16 protein-coding genes are annotated in these 17,289 nt (G+C 71.4%); 8 read left to right on the top strand and 8 right to left on the bottom strand.

All coding sequences use genetic code 11. The annotated features are described in order from the left end of the window. Positions 1 to 11: 11 nt before the first annotated feature. Both U8525_RS04955 and U8525_RS04950 read right to left on the bottom strand, forming a co-directional pair. On the bottom strand, positions 12 to 941 hold the full coding sequence (locus tag U8525_RS04955) for a lipase family alpha/beta hydrolase (protein ID WP_374261750.1): 930 nt from the start codon (positions 939 to 941) through the stop codon (positions 12 to 14). A gap of 605 nt (positions 942 to 1,546) precedes the next feature. Further along, positions 1,547 to 2,299 carry a pyridoxal-phosphate dependent enzyme gene (locus U8525_RS04950; protein ID WP_374261748.1) on the bottom strand — a complete coding sequence of 251 codons (753 nt, stop codon included), beginning with the start codon at positions 2,297 to 2,299 and terminating at the stop codon, positions 1,547 to 1,549. A 161-nt stretch (positions 2,300 to 2,460) separates the two neighbouring features. On the opposite strand from U8525_RS04950, the gene U8525_RS04945 reads away from it, so the two are divergent. Beyond that, positions 2,461 to 3,489 (top strand): lipoate--protein ligase, encoded by a 1,029-nt coding sequence (locus U8525_RS04945; RefSeq protein ID WP_374261746.1) that lies wholly within the window; start codon positions 2,461 to 2,463, stop codon positions 3,487 to 3,489. A gap of 25 nt (positions 3,490 to 3,514) precedes the next feature. Here the strand turns inward: U8525_RS04945 and U8525_RS04940 are convergent, their stop codons facing one another. Further along, entirely contained in the window at positions 3,515 to 4,777 is a 1,263-nt protein-coding gene (locus tag U8525_RS04940) for a hypothetical protein (RefSeq protein ID WP_374261744.1), read from the bottom strand. A gap of 116 nt (positions 4,778 to 4,893) precedes the next feature. On the opposite strand from U8525_RS04940, the gene U8525_RS04935 reads away from it, so the two are divergent. From U8525_RS04935 to U8525_RS04905, 7 genes are all read left to right on the top strand, one after another. Next, complete coding sequence (locus tag U8525_RS04935) at positions 4,894 to 6,723, top strand: sensor histidine kinase (protein WP_374261742.1); 1,830 nt, start codon at positions 4,894 to 4,896, stop codon at positions 6,721 to 6,723. Beyond that, complete coding sequence (locus U8525_RS04930) at positions 6,720 to 7,448, top strand: response regulator transcription factor (protein ID WP_374261740.1); 729 nt, start codon at positions 6,720 to 6,722, stop codon at positions 7,446 to 7,448. The genes U8525_RS04935 and U8525_RS04930 overlap by 4 nt, the downstream gene beginning before the upstream one ends. Before the next feature lie 118 nt (positions 7,449 to 7,566). Continuing rightward, the gene (locus tag U8525_RS04925) at positions 7,567 to 8,325 is read left to right on the top strand and encodes a TonB family protein (protein WP_374261738.1); all 759 of its coding nucleotides are present in this window, start codon (positions 7,567 to 7,569) and stop codon (positions 8,323 to 8,325) included. Positions 8,326 to 8,655: 330 nt separating this feature from the next. After that, the gene (locus U8525_RS04920; RefSeq protein WP_374261736.1) at positions 8,656 to 9,312 is read left to right on the top strand and encodes a metallophosphatase domain-containing protein; all 657 of its coding nucleotides are present in this window, start codon (positions 8,656 to 8,658) and stop codon (positions 9,310 to 9,312) included. Positions 9,313 to 9,429: 117 nt separating this feature from the next. Next, the gene (locus U8525_RS04915; RefSeq protein WP_374261734.1) at positions 9,430 to 9,978 is read left to right on the top strand and encodes a PQQ-binding-like beta-propeller repeat protein; all 549 of its coding nucleotides are present in this window, start codon (positions 9,430 to 9,432) and stop codon (positions 9,976 to 9,978) included. Positions 9,979 to 10,247: 269 nt separating this feature from the next. Continuing rightward, positions 10,248 to 11,096 carry a hypothetical protein gene (locus U8525_RS04910; protein WP_374261732.1) on the top strand — a complete coding sequence of 283 codons (849 nt, stop codon included), beginning with the start codon at positions 10,248 to 10,250 and terminating at the stop codon, positions 11,094 to 11,096. 54 nt (positions 11,097 to 11,150) lie between these two features. Further along, positions 11,151 to 11,741, top strand: a complete 591-nt coding sequence (locus U8525_RS04905) for a hypothetical protein (protein WP_374261730.1) — start codon at positions 11,151 to 11,153, stop codon at positions 11,739 to 11,741. 333 nt (positions 11,742 to 12,074) lie between these two features. On the opposite strand, the gene U8525_RS04900 is transcribed toward U8525_RS04905, so the two are convergent. The 5 genes from U8525_RS04900 to U8525_RS04880 all read right to left on the bottom strand — a co-directional run bounded on the left by U8525_RS04900 (position 12,075) and on the right by U8525_RS04880 (position 17,286). Beyond that, on the bottom strand, positions 12,075 to 13,229 hold the full coding sequence (locus U8525_RS04900) for a hypothetical protein (protein WP_374261728.1): 1,155 nt from the start codon (positions 13,227 to 13,229) through the stop codon (positions 12,075 to 12,077). Then, on the bottom strand, positions 13,226 to 15,115 hold the full coding sequence (locus U8525_RS04895; protein ID WP_374262291.1) for an ATP-binding protein: 1,890 nt from the start codon (positions 15,113 to 15,115) through the stop codon (positions 13,226 to 13,228). Before U8525_RS04895 ends, U8525_RS04900 begins: the two co-directional genes overlap by 4 nt. A 139-nt stretch (positions 15,116 to 15,254) precedes the next feature. Next, positions 15,255 to 16,130: a TIGR02757 family protein gene (locus U8525_RS04890; protein WP_374262288.1), complete on the bottom strand. Its 876-nt coding sequence runs from the start codon at positions 16,128 to 16,130 to the stop codon at positions 15,255 to 15,257. Positions 16,131 to 16,241: 111 nt separating this feature from the next. Then, entirely contained in the window at positions 16,242 to 16,709 is a 468-nt protein-coding gene (locus U8525_RS04885) for a molybdenum cofactor biosynthesis protein B (protein ID WP_374262286.1), read from the bottom strand. Positions 16,710 to 16,971: 262 nt separating this feature from the next. Further along, positions 16,972 to 17,286: a Rieske 2Fe-2S domain-containing protein gene (locus U8525_RS04880; RefSeq protein ID WP_223742329.1), complete on the bottom strand. Its 315-nt coding sequence runs from the start codon at positions 17,284 to 17,286 to the stop codon at positions 16,972 to 16,974. Between the last annotated feature and the right edge of the window lie 3 nt (positions 17,287 to 17,289).

Raw genomic sequence — 17,289 nt, 5'->3', positions numbered from 1 at the left:
CTTGCCGGGGACTACAGGCCCGCGGTCTTCAGGCGGTTCGCCTGGGTGCGGAACACGGACGTCGGGTCGGTGAAGAACGCGGTGAGCCCCAGCACCTGGTTCACCTCGTCCAGGTGGTTCATGTCGTAGTTGTCGCGGATGACGGTGCCGAAGTGCGAGCTGCAGCGCCCCACGAGGCCGTCGTTGGACTCGCTGTAGAAGAAGGACGACAGCTTCATGGCGTAGTCAGACACGTCGAACAGGTTGGTGAAGGGATCAGTGCCGGACCAGGAGTAGTAGCGCTGGCCCTGCGTGCCCGTCGCCGCGCCGCTGCCGCAGGACGAGGTGGGGACGCCCGCGGGGAACTTCGCGGTGAACGCGGAGGTGCCCGTCCTGGTCAGCGCCGCCAGCGCGCCAATCGCGTCCTGCGGCTGCGTGTGGCCGGACAGCAGGCCCAGCACCGTGCCCAGGCTGCTGGCGAAGTACGACAGCACGCTCTCCGTGAACGAGCCGCCCTTGAGGTTGGAGCGCAGGTAGTCCGCCAGGTCCGCGCCCTTGTGCGGCGTGCCCACCGTCGTCACGGACGCCACCAGGTCCGGCCGCACCGCCGCCACGTAGCGCACGTCCAGGCCGCCGTGGCTGTGGCCAATCAGGTTCACCTTCTTCGCGCCCGAGCGCGCGAGCACGTCCTGCACCTGCGCCAGCAGCGCCTCGCCGCGCGCCTCGCTCGTGTTGAACTGCGGAACGTGCGTGATGTAGACCTTCGCGCCGCCCGACTTCAGCGTCGACTCGATGCCATAGAAGTAGTCGAGCACCCCGAACAGCGAATCAAAGCCCGCCATGCCGTGCGCCAGCACGATGGGGTACTTCGTCTGCGTGTACGTATCCGCGGCGCGCGCGGGCTGCGCCCAGAGGGCAAGAACCGCGACAGTCAGAACGAGGGTCCGGACGGCGTTTCGCATACAGGCTCCTGGTGGGGGAGAGCGGATCATCGAAGGGATTGACCCGCGAATCAGCCCATAAAGCGAGACACTGATAAAAATCAAGCCAACCTCAGGATTAACTGAAAAGCATGTCAGCTCCGGGTCAGGACAGACGCATGCGTTTGTTGTCTTTCCCTCTGCGACGCATTGCGACACACAATATAGACGCACTGCGCAATCGCAATTCAACGCAACGCATCACGAATTCAACACCCTGCGTCGGAGCGCCCGCCCGCGGGCCCTACCAGGGGAGCCCCCCCTGGAGACCGCCGCCGCATCAGGCCTCCCCCCTGGAGTTGACGCGCGCGGCTGACGCGGACGGCCGTTTCCGGGGCGCGTGGAGCTGGGCCCGATGGCGGCGCGCGATCCTGCGCCGGATGGCTTCAGCGACCACGACCTCTTCGTCATCACCTGGCCGGGTCACGCTGAAACATTGAGACAGGAGCAGGGCGACACGCCAGACCTGGCGCGCACGCTCCCGCGGCGCGCTGAGCGCGAGCGGCCCCACGCGCCCGCCTGGCCGCGCGACGGCGTGGCCGCCGTGAGGGCGCGACTCCAGGCACGGCGCCGGGAGTCGCGGTCCTTCAGGCCCGGGCGGCGGCGCGCTCCCGGGCATTGTGCGCGACGATGAGCACCTGCTCCGGATGGGGCTGCCGGCAGGCCCACTCCTGGAGCGCGGTGAAGGGGTCCGGCGCGGGCGCGGCCGTGGTCAGCGGCATGCGCGGCTGGTGCTCGAAGAACAGGTCCTCCGCGCCCAGGTTCTGGGTCTCCCAGGTGCGCCAGCCGGGCAGCGGCTTGCCGGGCGCGGGCTGGAGGCCGGTGACGGTGAAGCCGCCGGCCGTGAAGACGCGCGTCAGGCCCACCAGCGTCGCGCCCGTGCCGAAGCCGCACACCACGTGCTTCACCGAGGGGAAGCGCTCGCGCACCTGCGCGCGCAAGCCCGACGCCCAGGACTCCACGCACGCCACCAGGGCCCGGTTGGTGAGCTGTCGGGGCCAGCACCAGCCGTCGCGCTCCAGGGCCCGCGCCTGCTCGAACAGGTCCGCCGCCGAGCCCGCCATCCGCACCTGGCCCTGGAAGCCGTGGGCGCGCAGGTAGACGCCTCCCGCCGCGTCCGTCAGGGCCACCGTGGGCAGGCCCCGCTCGCGGCCGAGGACGTCCAGCGCCAGCGCGCTCGACGCCCCGGACGTCTCCACCAGCCCGCGCGAGCCCGGCGGCATCGCGGCCAGGTAGCGCGCGAAGGTGAGGTACTTGAGGCTGCCGGACGGCTGCTCCCCGCCCCACAGCACCACCGGCCCCTCCGCCCTCGGACGCGACAGCGAAAACACTCCACGCATGGCCGCCCCCTGGCGCGGGTCCCGCTTCGCCGCGCCCGACACGCGCAGGAGTCTTCCGAAACCGGGCCCCGGGCCGCCATCGTCCCCGGGGCGGGCCGGATGTCCCGCGCCGGACGGCGCAAGTCCCTGCACGGACGCAGCGGGCGGTTATGCTCCCCGCCATGTCTCAAGCCCCGCGCGTCCGCATCCTGCTGTCGGAGACGTACAACCCCTGGTTCAACCTCGCGACCGAGGACTGGATCTTCCGCGAGCTGGATCCGTCCACCCAGACGCTGTTCCTCTGGCGCAACGACAACACGGTTGTCATCGGCCGCAACCAGAACCCCTGGTCCGAGTGCAACCTCACGCGCATGGAGCAGGACGAGGTCTTCCTCGCGCGGCGCACCAGCGGCGGCGGCGCGGTGTTCCACGACCTGGGCAACACCTGCTTCACGTTCCTGTCCGCGAAGGAGGGCTACAACAAGACGGCGAACGTCACCATCCTGCTGGACGCGCTGTCGCGGCTGGGCGTGACGGCGCAGGCGTCCGGGCGCAACGACCTGGTGATTCCGCTGGAGGACGGCCCCCGGAAGATCAGCGGCAGCGCGTACCGCGAGACGAAGGACCGCGCCTTCCACCACGGCACGTTCCTCCTCCACGCCAACCTGTCGCGGCTGGCCAACTACCTCACGCCGCACCCGAAGAAGCTGGAGTCCAAGGGCAGCGCGTCGGTGCGCTCGCGGGTGATGAACCTCCGCGACCTCCAGCCGGACGTCTCCCATGCGTCGCTGGTGAAGGCGATGATCGGCGCCTTCTGCGACTTCCACGGCGCCACCGCGGAGCCGGAGCTGCTGGAGCACTCGTTCCTGGAGGGACAGCCGTCGCTCAAGCGCACCTTCGAGCACTACGCGTCGTGGGAGTGGCGCTTCGGCAACGCGCCCCGCTTCAGCCACCAGATGGTGGAGTACCTGTCGTGGGGCTTCTTCGAGGTCCACGTCGACACGGAGAACGGACACGTCACCCGCGCGCAGGTCTTCTCGGATGCGCTCTACCCGGACCTCGTGCAGGACCTCCAGACGGCGCTCCAGGACAAGCCGCACAGCCGCAACGGGATGCAGCAGGCCGTCGCCGAGGTCCGCGCCCGCCACCCCGCGCAGGAGCGCGAGCTGGCGGAGCTGGAGACGTGGCTGATGGGCCAGGTCGAGGTCTGACCCGGCCCACCCGCCGTCACTTCATTCAGCGGTGGCCACCCCCGCCGTGGCCACCACCCCAGCCGCCGTTCCCACCGCCGCGGCTGGAGGCGCCGTGGGAGGAGCCGCCGCCCGAGCCACCGCCCCAGCGCCCGCCGCCGCCGTGGCTGCTGGACGAACCGCCGCCGGTCTGGTGCACGCGGCCCGAGGAGGAGCCTCCACCCCAGCCGCCGCTGCCAGACGAGGAGCGTCCCCCGCCCCCCGACGGCGGACGTGCGGGGCTGGAGCTGCCGCCGGCCTGGTGCACGCCGCCGCTCGTCCCGCGTCCCCCTGGAGGCGGGCTGCGCGTCCCCCCCCAACTGCTGCCGTGACCGCTGTTGCCGCTGTTGGACGGGTGGGCGCCGTTCCCCTGCGGGCGGTAGGGACCGGGACGGCTGTCGCCCCGGCCACCGGGGCGCACGGGCGACGCGTCATGCACGCGCGGGCCGTACCGGTACGGCCCCGGGCGCGAGTAGGAGGAGTGGTAACCCGGGCGGTAACGGGTGTGCCCGTAGTCGTAGTAGCGCCACGACACGCCCGGGTAGCGGTACCACGAGCGCAGGAACAGGTTCGGGCGGCCGAAGGACAGCGCGATGTGCGCGTGGCGGTAGACCGGGACGACGACGCGCACCGAGCCGTTCCACCCCCAGCCGCCGCCCACGAAGACCCAGGACAGGCCGCGGCGCACCCAGTGCGGCGACACGAACACCAGGCCCGGACGCGGCGGCTCCATCCAGGAGCCCGCGACCCACTCGTAGCCGTTGGCGCCCCAGTACCAGTAGCCCGGGGCCCAGACGTAGTCGGACGCCGGCGCGGGGGGCGGCGCCTCCACGCGCAGGGCCGGAGGCGCCTGGGTCGCCGTCACGTCCTCGCTGGCGACCTCCACGGGGATCTCCACCTCGGTGGAGCCCTCCGGGGCCCAGCCGCCGGACACCCAGCGCCAGATGTTGCCGTCCTGCGCCCAGTAGCCGTTGACGTACTGGTAGCCGGGCATGCGCTCCACCCAGCCGCCGGACTTGAACTGCCAGCTGTCCCCATCCCAGTACCAGTGGCCAGAGGTCCAGACCGCGCCGGCGTAGGGCCGGGGGGTCGGCGACTCGGCGGGCAGGTCGGGGGGCGGAGAGGGCGCGATGGGCCCGGAGTCATCCGCCACGTTGGACTGCGCGTACGCGTCATCCCCCCAGTCATCCGCGGCGACCGGCGAGGTCTGCGCGAACGCCCCCTGGGTGGCCAGGCCGACAATCAATCCAACCCACCATCGAGAACCCATGACTTCGTCTCCAATCTCCAGGCACCCGAGGGGACGCGGGTCTCCTCCACTTTATTCACCCTGGAGGCCCCGGGCCCGAAAACCTGTCGACACTGCTACAGTCCGGCGGGACGCGAATGCTGCGCCGACTCCTCCCCACATTGATCGCCCTGGGTTGTGGGCTGCTGGCCCTCGGCTGGGGGCTGGTCAGCCTCCAGCGCATCTTCACCCAGGAGCGTGAGGACGCCCGCGCCCAGGTGCGCTCGCGGCGGGTGGCCCTGGAGCAGCTGGCGGCGGAGTCCCTGCGCACCGCGCTCGCGCAGCGGATGAAGACCCGCCTGCCCAACCTCAACGCGGCGGTGGGCGACCCGCTGCTGCCGGCGGAGGGCTACTACCTGCTCTTCCGCGGCCACCAGTTCCTGCCGCGCGTGGACTGGCCCCGGGAGGGCGCGGACGTCCCCGCCCAGGCCAACTACACGATGCTGGCGCACGCGCTGGAGGACGGCCAGGCCCCCTCACCCTACCAGGAGCGCCTCGGCCGGCTGCGCGCGGCGGGGGCCGCCCTGGCCTCCGGCACCGAGGCGCGCAAGGACGCGGCGGTGGAGGCGCTGCTGCGCTACCACGCGGCGCACCCGCTGCCGCCGGACCAGGAGCTGCCCTTCACCCTGCTCGCGGTCGAGTACCTCCACCGCGGCGAGGACACGCCTCCGCTCATCCGGGCGCTGGTGCGCGAGGGCCTTCCGGAGGAGCTGGGCGGCATGGCGCGGGACGCGGGCCTGCAACGGAACCTGCTGCGCGCGAGGTCCCAGCTCACGCAGCCGGACTTCAACTTCCTCCAGGCGCGCATCGTGGCGGTGAGCCAGGCGCTCAAGGAGCCCTCGGACGCCTTCGTGGCGCGCGTGCAGGAGGTCGGCGCGGGCGCGCTGGTGCTGCCGGAGCCGCTGGACGGCCCCACGCTGCTCGCCGAGCAGTGGTACGTGGAGCCCGCGGCCGAGCAGGTGCACGGCCTCGCCGTGGACATGTCCGCGCTGCTCGCGGAGCTGACGCAGGAGCTGCGCGGGCGCAACCTCATCCCCCGGGACGGCCAGGTGCGCCTGGGCCCTGGCGGCGTGGCGCGGCCCCTGAAGCACCCGGGGCTGGAGGTGGCCACGCCCGGCTGGGCCGCTGCGGAGGCGGACATCGAGGCGCGCTACGGCCTGAAGACGCTGCTCGTCGCGGCGTGCGGCGCGCTCGCGTCGGCCATCGCGGCGCTCGCGGTGGTGGCGCAGCAGCGCAAGTACCGCTTCGTGGAGCTCAAGAGCGACTTCGTCTCCACCGTGTCGCATGAGCTGCGCACGCCGCTCGCGTCCATCCGCCTGCTGGGGGAGACGCTGGAGCGGCGGCTGGGCCAGAGCCCGGAGGCCGGGGACTACCCCACCCGCATCGTGCGCGCGGCGGAGGGGCTGCACTTCCTGGTGGAGAACATCCTGTCCTTCAACCGCATCGACAAGGGCCGCTGGGCGCTGCGGCCCGCGCGGGTGCGGCTGGAGGAGGCGGTGGGCAACCTGCGCGAGGACCTGCTGGACGCCGTCACCGTGCCGGTGGAGCTGCGCTCGGAGGTGGAGGACGTGGAGCTGGACGCGGACGCGTCGCTCGTCCGGATGCTCTTCGCCAACCTGGGCCGCAACGCCTGCCTCTACAACCAGCGCAGCCCGGTGGTCCTCACCGTGCGCGCCTACCCGCAGCCGGGCTTCGGGGCCACGGTGCTCTTCAGCGACAACGGGGTGGGCATCCCCCCGGAGGAGTGGGAGCGCGTGTTCCAGGACTTCTACCGGCTGACAACGCCCGGGCCGGAGGTGCATGGAAGTGGCCTGGGGCTGGCGCTGTGCCGCAGAATCATGGGCCTGCACCAGGGCAGCATCCAGGTGGCCTCCTCCAGCCCCGAAGGCACGACCTTCGCCCTGACCTTTCCCGAGACGCGCCGATGACGACGCAGACGCAGCCCCCCTCCTCCACCCGCCCTTCCATCCTCATCGTCGAGGACGACGCCAACCTGCGCCTGGGCCTGCGCGACAACCTGCGCGACGAGGGCTACGACGTGACGGACGCGCCCTCCGCGAAGGACGCGGCGCCGCACCTCCAGGCGCGCGCGTTCGACCTGCTCATCCTGGACGTGATGTTGCCCGGCGAGGACGGCTACAGCTTCTGCCGCCGCCTGCGCGCGGAAGGGGTGAAGAGCATGGTGCTGATGCTCACCGCGCGCTCGCTGGAGGACGACCTGGTGCGCGGCTTCGAGGCCGGCGCGCAGGACTACCTCACCAAGCCCTACCGGCTGCGGGAGCTGCTCGCGCGCGTGCAGGCGCTGGTGCGCCGGGCGGGCACGGCGCCGCCGCAGGTGATGACCTTTGGCGCCTTCACGCTGGACCTGGGCCGCCGCGCGGTGCTGCGGGCGGACGGCAGCGAGGTGGACCTGACGCGCACGGAGTTCGACCTGCTGGCGTTCCTCCTGCGCCACCGCGACCGCGCCCTGCCCCGGGGCGAAATCCTGGACGCGGTGTGGGGCCGCGACGTCGTGGTGGATCCGCGCACGGTGGACAACTTCGTGTCGAACCTGAAGAAGAAGCTCGGGTGGACGAGCACCTCCGGCTTCACCATCCACACGCTGCGCGGCGTGGGCTACCGCATGGAGGTCTTGAGCGGCGGCCCCTCATGACGAAATCATGACCGACAGATGGAGCCGCGTCGGCCTTTCCGCTGACGCGACTTCGTACCTTGCTTCTCGTGGGGACGGGACGCCTGGAGCGTCCCCCCCAATCCAGGAGGCGGGTCAGATGTTTGAGTCGGTCATCGAACGGCGGGGAGTGCGCTCGGGACGGTTCGGCACGGGCGCGTGGGTGTCCATCAGCGTGCACGCGGGGCTCCTGGGCCTGGTGTTCTTCATCTCCGGTCGCCCGCCCGAGACCGTCGAGGCGCCCTGGGTTGACATCGTCCACCACGTGCCCGCCATCCAGCGGGGAACGAAGCAGCCCGCGCAGCCGAAGCCGGCCACGACCGCGACGAAGCCGAAGCCCAAGCCGCGCACGGACCGCGTCCCGCTGAACCCGAAGCCGCTGCCCGTGGATCCACCGGAGGCGAAGCCTGAGCCGGAGCCCACGACGATCGCGGACGCGGCGGCCACCACCGACGCGACGGGCACGGGCGAATCCGGGCCGGTGGGAGATCCGAACGGAGACCCGAACAGCACCAGCCCCATCGGTGCCATTGGCGTGGCGGACCTCGTGGCGAACGTGCCCACGGGCACGGACGTGCTGCCCTTCCAGGGTGGGATGACGCCGCCCAGGCTGCTCAGCGGTTCGCAGTTCAGCTACACGCTCGAGGCGCGGCGCGCGGGCGTGGAGGGGATGATCATCGCGAAGTGCGTCATCACCACGGAGGGCCGGGTGCGCGACTGCCGCATCATCAAGGGCCTGCCCTTCATGGATGACGCGGTGCTGGAGACGCTCTCCTCGCGCAGGTATCAGCCGCTGACCTTCCAGGGCCGCCCGGTGAACGTGTCGTACACGTTCAACATCAAGCTGAAGCTGCCGTAGCCGCGGAGGCAGGTGTCCGCCAGTGAAAGCGCCCGGACGCCTGCTTCCCCCCTCGGGAGGGGAAAAGCATCGCGGCGGGAGTGGGGGGCCGTTAGGAGAATCCCATCGCGCCTGGCCATGTGCGCGATACCGGCACCGGAAGGAGCGGGTCTCCCCCGGCCCGCTTCCGGTGCCGGTCCCTTTTCCCGAGCGTCATGCGCCGATGAGGGAGGACCTGGGCGCGCTGCTTCCGGAGTGGATGGACAACACCGTCCCCATGCGCCCCCGCACAGCAGGGCCCCCTCCGCTTCATGCTCGGATGAACAGGCGGCGGCGAGGCATACTGCGGGGATGCGCATCGTCGCCGTCTCGGACACTCACCTCTTCCACGACGAGCTCGTGATGCCTCCGGGCGACATCTTCGTCCACGCGGGCGACATGTGCCGCGCGGGGGACCTGGAAGAGCTCGCCCGGGCGGCATCATGGATTCGCGGCCTCCCCTACCGTCACAAGGTCATCGTCGCGGGCAATCACGACGGGGCCTTCGCCGACTCGCCCGGCGCGGCCCGGGCGCTGCTGGGTGAGGACATCGTCTACCTTCAGGACAGCGAGGCCACCGTGGCGGGCCTGCGCTTCTGGGGAAGCCCCTGGCAGCCGGCCTACAACAACTGGGCCTTCAACCTGCCTCGGGGCACCGCGCTCGCCAGCAAGTGGGCGGCCATCCCCGAGGGCCTCGACGTGCTCATCACCCATGGGCCTCCGGCGGGCTGGGGGGACCGCTCCTCGGTAGGAGGTCGAGGCGGATGCAGGGACCTGCGCGAGCGCGTGCTCGCCGTGCGTCCCCGGCTGCATCTGTTCGGCCACATCCACGAGGACGGCGGGATGTGGCGCGAAGAGGACACGTGCTTCGCCAACGTGACCACGTGGGAGTGTGAGCGCGCCCCCACCGTCATCCAGCTCGATGCTCGGGGAGCGACGGCGGTGAGCATCCCTCCCGCCCGGCGCTGACGCGCGCGCTTTCAGCCCAACGGCGCGCTTCGGGCGGATGTCTTGACAGCCATTTCATGCAGGCACTGCGTTGTGTCCGAGTGGACGGTTCGTCACGGGGCGTGTTACGTCCCGGCGATGAATGCCCCCTTGCTGATCGCAACCGTGCAGGGCTACGTCGCCGCGATCGACCGCGCCAGTGGTCGCGTCGTGTGGCGGCACGATGTCCACGATGCACGCGTGGCCCCCAAGCTCCGAGGCGTGCGAACGACCGTGACGCTCGCGGTTGAGCCCCCCTTTGTCGCGATGCTCTCGCTGACTTGGGAGGAGATGCGCTCGCACACGGGCACGGTTGCCTCGTGGTACATGCGCGTCTCGTGCTGTGACTACGCCAGCGGCAGTGTGCTTTGGACGTTCGCAGAAGACGTACAGGGATGGGGGCGAAGGCCGAACATCTCCGCCATGGCGCCTTGCTTGCGAATACAGCAAGGCCAGGTGCTGATGGGCCTTTCGGCGGTGACTGCGTTCGACGCGGCGAGCGGCCAACAACTGTGGAGCACCTCGGTTGCACCCGCCCCCCAGCCCACTCGTTCCGAGGACGGTGGCTTCTTCAGCTCACTGAGGGGAGCTTTCGACCCAGTGGGGGCGGAGTATTGGAACTGCGAGATCGCGCGCCAGCGTGACTAGCGCGTGTTCGCCCCATCGGCGGCGCCCCGCCTGCTGCTGAGCGGAAAGGGGTTGGGGCGCATCTATCCCGCAGCGGACCCACGCCATCCGGGTCCTCTTGGCGCATTCCGACGCGCGTTCCACTGTCCCAGGCTTCGGGCCGGAGAGGAGAGGACATGCGCGCAAGGAGTGGATTTGCCCTGGTGTGGCTGGGATTGGCCGGGTGTGGGGTCCTCCCTGGCGAAACTGTCGAGACTGGCGAGGTCGCCGCGCAGGCATGTCCCCCAGGGGTGGCCTCGCGGGTCAAGGTCGTCATTCCTCCGGGGTCTGGCGCTTCGGTCAACGGGCCCTACCCGGAGTCCCTGGCCGATGTGCAGGGGCAGCTCTACTTCGCCACCAACCTCTTTGACGGAAGCGCGACCTTGTGGCGCAGCGATGGCACGGAGGCCGGCACCCTCCAGGTGAAGTCGTTTCCCCCCGCCTCCGTGGGCGCCCCCCGGATGACCAGCCTGGTTCCGGTGGGGAACAAGGTCTTCTTCCAGTTCGATGATCCGGGCACCGGGCAGGAGCTGTGGATCAGCAATGGCACCAGTGCCGGGACCCACCTCGTCAAGGACGTGACGCCCGGCCCCACCGGCACCCGGTTCGCGTTCACCGCCGCGCAGAACGGGCGGCTGATCTTCATTCGCGAGTGGGCGTTCGCGCCCGGCAATCCCCAGGTGGAGGTGTGGCGCTCGGACGGGACCTCGGCGGGCACGGTGCAGGTGGCGAACTTCGGCACGGTCGGGAGGCTCGTCGCCCCGACGATGCTGGGCAACACCCTGCTCTTCTTCCTGGACACGCCCGGCACCGGCACCTCGCTGTGGCGCTCGGATGGGACCCCTGCGGGCACGGTGCACCTGGGGGACTTCGGTTCCCTCTCGACCGACGGGTACACGTCGCTCACGGTGGGCAACGCCCTGCTCTTCTTCGTGGTCACGCCCGGCCACGGCACCGAGCTGTGGCGCACCGACGGCACCCCGGCCGGTACCGCCTGGGTCAAGAAGCTGGATGCGCAGGCGGTTCCCATCACGCAGACGGGCTCCGCAGGGAGCCTGGGGCTGTTCCTGTTGAGAGACGGCCCCAACACCGAGGTGTAGAAGACGGATGGCACGACAGGAGGCACCGTCCGCCTGGAGGCGTTCGGCAAGTTCGTGCAGCTGCTCGGCTCGCTGAACACGTCTGTCTATCTGTATTCGATGGACCCGAGCACCAAGAGGCTGCGCATCGAGAGTGTCTCCCTGGGTGGCGGAGGCAAGACCTCCGTCACGACCCTCCCCAATCCCTATGCGGACCAGGCGGACGCCTACCCCAGCGTGCAGCGGACCGCGACCTGCGGAGGCAAGCTCTACTTCTCCGTGGCCATTGGCAGCTCGGGCCCCGCGCCACGGGAGGTGTCGCTGTGGGCATCGAATGGCTCGGCGGCGGGGACCGTCCAGCTCTCCCGGACGCTGAGCACGAGCGACGAGTACGCCTCCCCGCTGTTCCCCACGGGCACCGGCCCCATCCTCTTCGTCGCATCGAAGAGCGGCTCGGGCATCGAGCCCTGGTTCACCCAGGGGAGCGTGGCGACCACCGGCCAGCTCGCGGAGATCCGCCCCGGTGCGGGCTCGTCCAACCCCGACGGGTTCACCCGCCTGGGCAACCGCATCTACTTCCGCGCCGCCGACGACACGAACTCCTTCCAGCTGTGGTCCATGCCCGCGACCTTCTCCTGCCCGGCGGGGCTGGCCGAAGCGAAGTAGTCCCAGGTCGGCTCCGGATTCGCTGGCGGCTCCCGGCGCTCCTCCGCGCGAGCGATCCCGAAGCAGCGGTGGCTCACCAGCAGTTGGATTCCCGTCCGCGCCTCCTCCACCTCGCCATCCTCTGGAAGCGCCTCCATCCGAGTGTCGAACGCGGACAGCTCCTCCTGCGCCGCCTTCCAATCGGCGGAATCCGGCGTGCACGGGGCGATGCGCCCCGCCTGCGAAGGCGCGGCCGCCAACAGCCAACCCAGCCCGAATGACGCGATGAGGGGCACGGACATGCCGTCATGGCAGCCGCGCCCGGCAGCGGACGTCAAGTCGCGCGGTGACGCGCTACTCGTCGAGGAGGGCGGACCAGAAGCGCACCATCTTCAGCGAATCCATCACGCTGGCCCGCCGGTCCATCTCCGCGTGGGTGATCAACGGCGTGGGCAGCAGGTGCACGCGCGTGTGCCGCGCCAACTCGCGCGCCAGCAGCGTGGACTCGATGGCGGGGATGACCGAATCGTCCGTCCCGTGCAGCAGGTAGACCGGCGCGCTGGGCGCGGGGGAGCGCTCCGGCGACAGCGAGGGATCCCCGGCGAAGTCCTTCACGAAGGGCAGCAACCGGGGCCCCAGCGCGGCCACGTCGCGCGTGTTCACCTGGTGCAGCAGCGTGGCGGCGGGCTCCGGCAAGGTGGCCTCCATCGCCCGCGCCTCCGCGAACGCGGCCTCCGCCTGCCTGGCGTCCACGAGCGTCAGGTGCGACGCGTGCATGAACATCAGGACGCCTCTGCGCAGGGCCTCCACCTGCTCCGGCGGGACCAGCCGGTCCGCGACATTCAGCAGGATGACCACCACGCCGTAGTCGTGCGGCCTGCGGTGCATCCCGTCCGCCTGGACGCCCGTGCACAGGAAGGACAACACGCGCGACAGGTCACCATGCCCTCCAAAGGACAGCACCGCGGCCACCTTGTCGCGCAGCGCGGGCCGACCGGCCGCGACGACGGACAGTCCTCCGGAGAAGCTGATGCCGAAGAGGTCCACCTTTCCTTCCGGCGCCAGCGCTCCCGGCCCCAGGGCCCACAGGGCCGTCTCCTCGATGATGTCCGGCAGGCCCGGGGTGATTTCGTAGCGCAGCAGGTCCGGCGGCTCGGGCGTGAGCACCGGCTGCCCGCCCATGGCCAGGTCCTCCGCCAGGTTCACCAGGCGGGGCTCGTCGATGCCCGCCGCGTGCACGCCCGACGTGAGCACGATGAGCCGGCCCCTGCGCCGGTCTGGCGAGTAGAGCCGCGCGCGCACCGGCCCGTGGTGCGTGGGCACGCTCAAGTCCGTGACGGTGAAGGCCCCGGTGCCATGGCGGGCCAGGGCATCCGCCGGGGTGCCGTGGACGCCCGCCGCGCGCAGCACGAAGGACAGGCCTCGCAGCTCGGGCGGCAGCACGAACACCCCCGCCAGCAGCAACGCCGCCAGCGCGGCCCCCGCTGTCCAGCGCGGCCGGTGCTTCATTGCATCAGGGTCTCGACGAAGGTGCACAGCTGGTCGCGCTCGAAGGGCTTCTCCAGCAGCTCGCGCGCGCGGCGGCCCACGAACTCACGGGCCTGCGGGTTCACCCCGCCCGTCATCAGGCCGGTGCGCGGCGCCAGCTCCGGCGCCAGCCGCTCCAGCTCCACCAGGAAGTCCATGCCGCTCATGCCCGGCATCATCAGGTCGCAGAGGATGGCGTCGTACTTCTCGCCGTGCGACAGCCGCTTCAGCGCCTCGCGCGCGTCCTGGATGACGTGCACCTCGTAGAGGTTGCGCAAGAGCCGGCTCACCGCGCTGCCCACCGCCGGCTCGTCGTCGATGAGCAGCAGCCTGCGCAGGCTCCGCGTCGCGCGCATCGTCGTCTGGGCGGGCTCCTCCGTCACGGCCGCGGCGGGCTGCGCGGGCCGCGCCGCTTCGGGCGGCAGCGCGAGCACCGGCAGCTCCACGCGGAAGAGGCTGCCCTGCCCCTGCTCGCTGGCGACCTCGATGTGGCCGCCCATCGCGTGCACGAGCGTGAGGCAGATGGACAGGCCCAGCCCCGTGCCGTCCTTGGGCGAGCGCGTGGTGAAGAACGGGTCGAAGATGCGCTGGCGCACCTCCGCGGACATGCCGTGCCCGTTGTCCTCCACTTCAATCAGCACGTGGCCCTCGCGGCCCGGACGCACGCGCAGCGTGAGCAGGTTCTCCTCCGCGGGCCGCTCGCCGAAGGCCTGGAGCCCGTTCAGCAGCAGGTGCGTGACGACCTGCGCCAGCCGGCCCTCGTTGCCGTGCACCGCGGCCACCGGCTCCAGGTCGCACGTCAGGCGCGCGCGGTGCTGGAGCTCGTCGCGCATCCGCTTGACCGCGCCCTCCACCGCGCGCAGCACGTCCACCGGCCCGTGCTGCTCCTCCTCCGTGCGCGAGAACGTCCGCAGGTCGCGCACGATGGAGCGCACCCGGCCCGCCCCCTCCAGCGCCTCCGCCACCACCTGCCGCAGCTCCTCCAGCTGCTCGGCCGGCACCACCGGCTGCGCCACCCGCTCCCAGAGGTAGGCCAGGTTGGACGTCACATAGGAGAGCGGGTTGTTGATCTCATGCGCGACGCCCGCGGCCAGCGTGCCCACGGACGTCATCCGCTCCGCCAGCCGCCGCTGCGCCTCCAGCCGGGTGCGCTCGGTGACGTCGCGCACGAGCCCCACGAGGAAGCGCTCGCCGTCGGGCAGCATGTACGCGGCCCGCTGCGTGAGCACCTCGCGCGAGCGCCCCTTCGCGTCGGTGAAGGTGCCCTCGTCCTCCACCGTCTGCCCGGTGGTGAAGGCGCGCTCGTCCTGGCGCCACGAGGCCTCCGCCTCGTGGGACGGCACGTGCGACGAGGTGGGCTTGCCCCGCAGCGCTTCGGCGGGCTGATCCAACAGGCGGCAGTAGGCGTGGTTGACCGCCACCAGCCGGTGCTCGCGGTCCTTGATGAACAGCGGCTCCGGCACCGCGTCCAGCGCGCCCTGGAACATGTCGCGGGCCCGCCGGAGCGCCTGCGCGTCCCCGTCCGCGGCACGGCGCCGGAGCGCCACGAGCCTCGCGCCCCAGCGCGTTCCGGGCGGCGCGACGCACTCGTCCGCGCCCGCGTCCACCAGGGCCTCCGCCTCCACGCCCTCGCGCGTCGTCAACACCACCAGCCAGGTCCGGGTGGGCAGGCGCCGCGCGTGCGCCCACTGGCAGCGCGCCTTCACGGCCTCCAGCGGGCCGCCGTGGTCCCACAGGACGATGAGCCCTTCCGGCAGCGGCTCCGGCGGGGACTCCACGCGGATGACGCGGCACGCACGCCCTTCGGACGTGGCGCACAGGTCGCGCTCCACGTCCTGGGCCACCGGGGCTGGGACCGCCACCAGCATTGCATGCACCGCGTCGCTCCTCGCGCCCCGCGGGCATGACGACCCGCGCCGCTCGTCCGCATTGCAGCCTTGACCGCGCCAACCCGTCAACGCGGGGCCGCGCGGACTGCCCGTAGCTCATTTCCGGGTCCGGTGGGACTCAGAATTGCAGTGCGCCGCGCGCGACGACGCGGGGCCCTACCTTGCAGGAAGGTAGGAGTGAACAGCGCGCGCAGTGGGCGGGCAGCGTCTTCGCCGGGCAGGCGCCGCTCATTCCGTAGTGGCACAAAGCAAAGTCGTAGCGGACGGGGTCCTCGGGATCGAGCGCCCGCAGTGACGCCGTCACCTCCTCCGCGGTGCGCCAGGTGAGGTCCGTGCGCTTCGTGAGCCCCAGGTGGAGCGCCATGCGGCCAATGTGCGTGTCCAGCGGCACCAGCAGCACTGACGGCGGCACCTGCTTCCAGATGCCGAAGTCCACCGCGTCCGGCCCGCGCACCATCCAGCGCAGGTACAGGTTGAGGCGCTTCGCCGCGCCCGGCCCCAGGGGCGAGGGCAGCAGGTGGTGCAGCCCCCGCTCCGGCCCCATCGCCTCGCGGAGCGCGTCCATGGGCACGTCGCGCAGCGCGGCGGTGAAGGCCGCGAGCGCCGCATGGAGCGTGCCGCTCGCCCTCCAGCCCCGGACGAACAGCGCCTCCAGGCTGCCGTGTTCGCGCAGCGCCCGGCCCATGCCCAGGAGCAGCACGGCCAGGTCGGTGCCCACGTTGAAGCGGTACACGAAGCCCGTGAGCAGCGCCTTCGCCCCCGCCACATCCAGCGCGCGCACGAAGGCCGCCGGAGACCGGCCCATCTGCTGGAGGAGCGCGTCGACCTTCGGGCGGAAGAGGTCCGCGCGCCCGTAGGCCAGCGCCGCCGCGAGCAGCGCGCTGACCTCCACGTCGCGGGGGGCCGTGTAGCGGTGGGGGAACTCCACCGGGTCGAACCCGATGCGCGCCGTTTGATCCGTTGCCGCCAGGAAGGCGTCCAGGCGGGGGCGCAGGCGGTCGGCCGCCTGGGGGCTCAGGCCGGTGTGCGCGACCCGGCGCTTCTTCGTCTCACGGGCTTTCAAGGCGTCGGTGGGAACGCGGCGGAGGGCCGCGCCCTTCCAGTCCTAGCGCGTGAGCTCGCGCACCGCATGGCCCAGCTCCGGGAGGATGAGCGCGTCCAGCGCCAGCTTCACCGCCTGCGGCGAGCCCGGCAGCGCGAAGAGGATCATCCCCTGGTACGTGCCCGCCGTGGCGCGCGACATCATCGCGGCGCTGCCGATGCGCTGGTACGACAGCATCCGGAACAGCTCGCCGAAGCCGGGCAGCTCCTTCTCGAAGAGCGCGCGCAGCGTCTCCACCGTGCGGTCGCGCCGGCCAATGCCCGTGCCGCCCGTGAAGAGCACCGCGCGGGCCCCCGCCTCCTGCGCCTGCGCGAGCGCGCCCCGGATGGCCTCCGGCTCATCCCTCACCACCGCGTACCCGGCGACGGTGTGCCCCGCGGCGGACAGGCCTTCACGCAGGTCCTTCCCGCCGCGGTCATGCGCCTCGTCCCGGCTGTCCGAGCACGTGACCACGAACGCGCTCACGTGCACCGGCGCGCGCGCCTTGTGCTCCGCCGCCACCGCCGAGCCCTCGTGCGAGTGCCCGTGCGCGTGGTCGTGCGAATGCCCGTGCCCATGGTCGTGGTCATGCGAGTGCCCATGGTCGTGGTCGTGCGAGTGGCCGTGCCCATGGTCATGCGAGTGGCCGTGGTGATGGTGGTGATGGCCGTGACCGGGGTCATGGTCGTGATCGTGTCCGTCGTGTCCCATGGTGGACGCTCCTGAAGGAAGAAGGTGGGCGACGCGAGGAGGCTCAGACGTCGGGCAGGTCTACGACGAGCGTGCCGTCCTCGACCGTGAGCTGCACCGTCGGCTGGTCATCACAGACGCCGGGCGAGGTCGCGTTCTGGCCCGTGTCCATGTCGAAGCCGACCTCGTGGCAGGGGCACACGACCATGTTGTCCTCGAGCCGTCCGCCCGACAGCAGGCACCCGGCGTGGTTGCACCAGTCGTCGAGGCCCTTGTAGCGGCCGTGGATCTTCGCGATGCAGACGTTGCGCTTGCCGATTTCGTAGCCCCGCATCTCCCTCTCGGCGAAGTCCGCGGGTCCCAGCTTGATCTTCGTCATTGC

Origin of the sequence: Corallococcus sp. RDP092CA (genome assembly GCF_041903675.1) — a bacterium.
Lineage (GTDB): Bacteria > Myxococcota > Myxococcia > Myxococcales > Myxococcaceae > Corallococcus.
This window is presented reverse-complemented; position numbering and strand designations above follow the sequence as displayed.

Bases quoted from the DNA above. Each gene is read 5' to 3' on its own strand.
- U8525_RS04880 (WP_223742329.1), bottom strand. From the start codon at position 17,286: ATGACGAAGATCAAGCTGGGACCCGCGGACTTCGCCGAGAGGGAGATG.
- U8525_RS04955 (WP_374261750.1), bottom strand. From the start codon at position 941: ATGCGAAACGCCGTCCGGACCCTCGTTCTGACTGTCGCGGTTCTTGCC.
- U8525_RS04920 (WP_374261736.1), top strand. From the start codon at position 8,656: ATGCGCATCGTCGCCGTCTCGGACACTCACCTCTTCCACGACGAGCTC.
- U8525_RS04900 (WP_374261728.1), bottom strand. From the start codon at position 13,229: ATGAAGCACCGGCCGCGCTGGACAGCGGGGGCCGCGCTGGCGGCGTTG.
- U8525_RS04935 (WP_374261742.1), top strand. From the start codon at position 4,894: ATGCTGCGCCGACTCCTCCCCACATTGATCGCCCTGGGTTGTGGGCTG.
- U8525_RS04940 (WP_374261744.1), bottom strand. From the start codon at position 4,777: ATGGGTTCTCGATGGTGGGTTGGATTGATTGTCGGCCTGGCCACCCAG.
- U8525_RS04895 (WP_374262291.1), bottom strand. From the start codon at position 15,115: ATGCTGGTGGCGGTCCCAGCCCCGGTGGCCCAGGACGTGGAGCGCGAC.
- U8525_RS04925 (WP_374261738.1), top strand. From the start codon at position 7,567: ATGTTTGAGTCGGTCATCGAACGGCGGGGAGTGCGCTCGGGACGGTTC.
- U8525_RS04930 (WP_374261740.1), top strand. From the start codon at position 6,720: ATGACGACGCAGACGCAGCCCCCCTCCTCCACCCGCCCTTCCATCCTC.
- U8525_RS04950 (WP_374261748.1), bottom strand. From the start codon at position 2,299: ATGCGTGGAGTGTTTTCGCTGTCGCGTCCGAGGGCGGAGGGGCCGGTG.
- U8525_RS04915 (WP_374261734.1), top strand. From the start codon at position 9,430: ATGAATGCCCCCTTGCTGATCGCAACCGTGCAGGGCTACGTCGCCGCG.
- U8525_RS04945 (WP_374261746.1), top strand. From the start codon at position 2,461: ATGTCTCAAGCCCCGCGCGTCCGCATCCTGCTGTCGGAGACGTACAAC.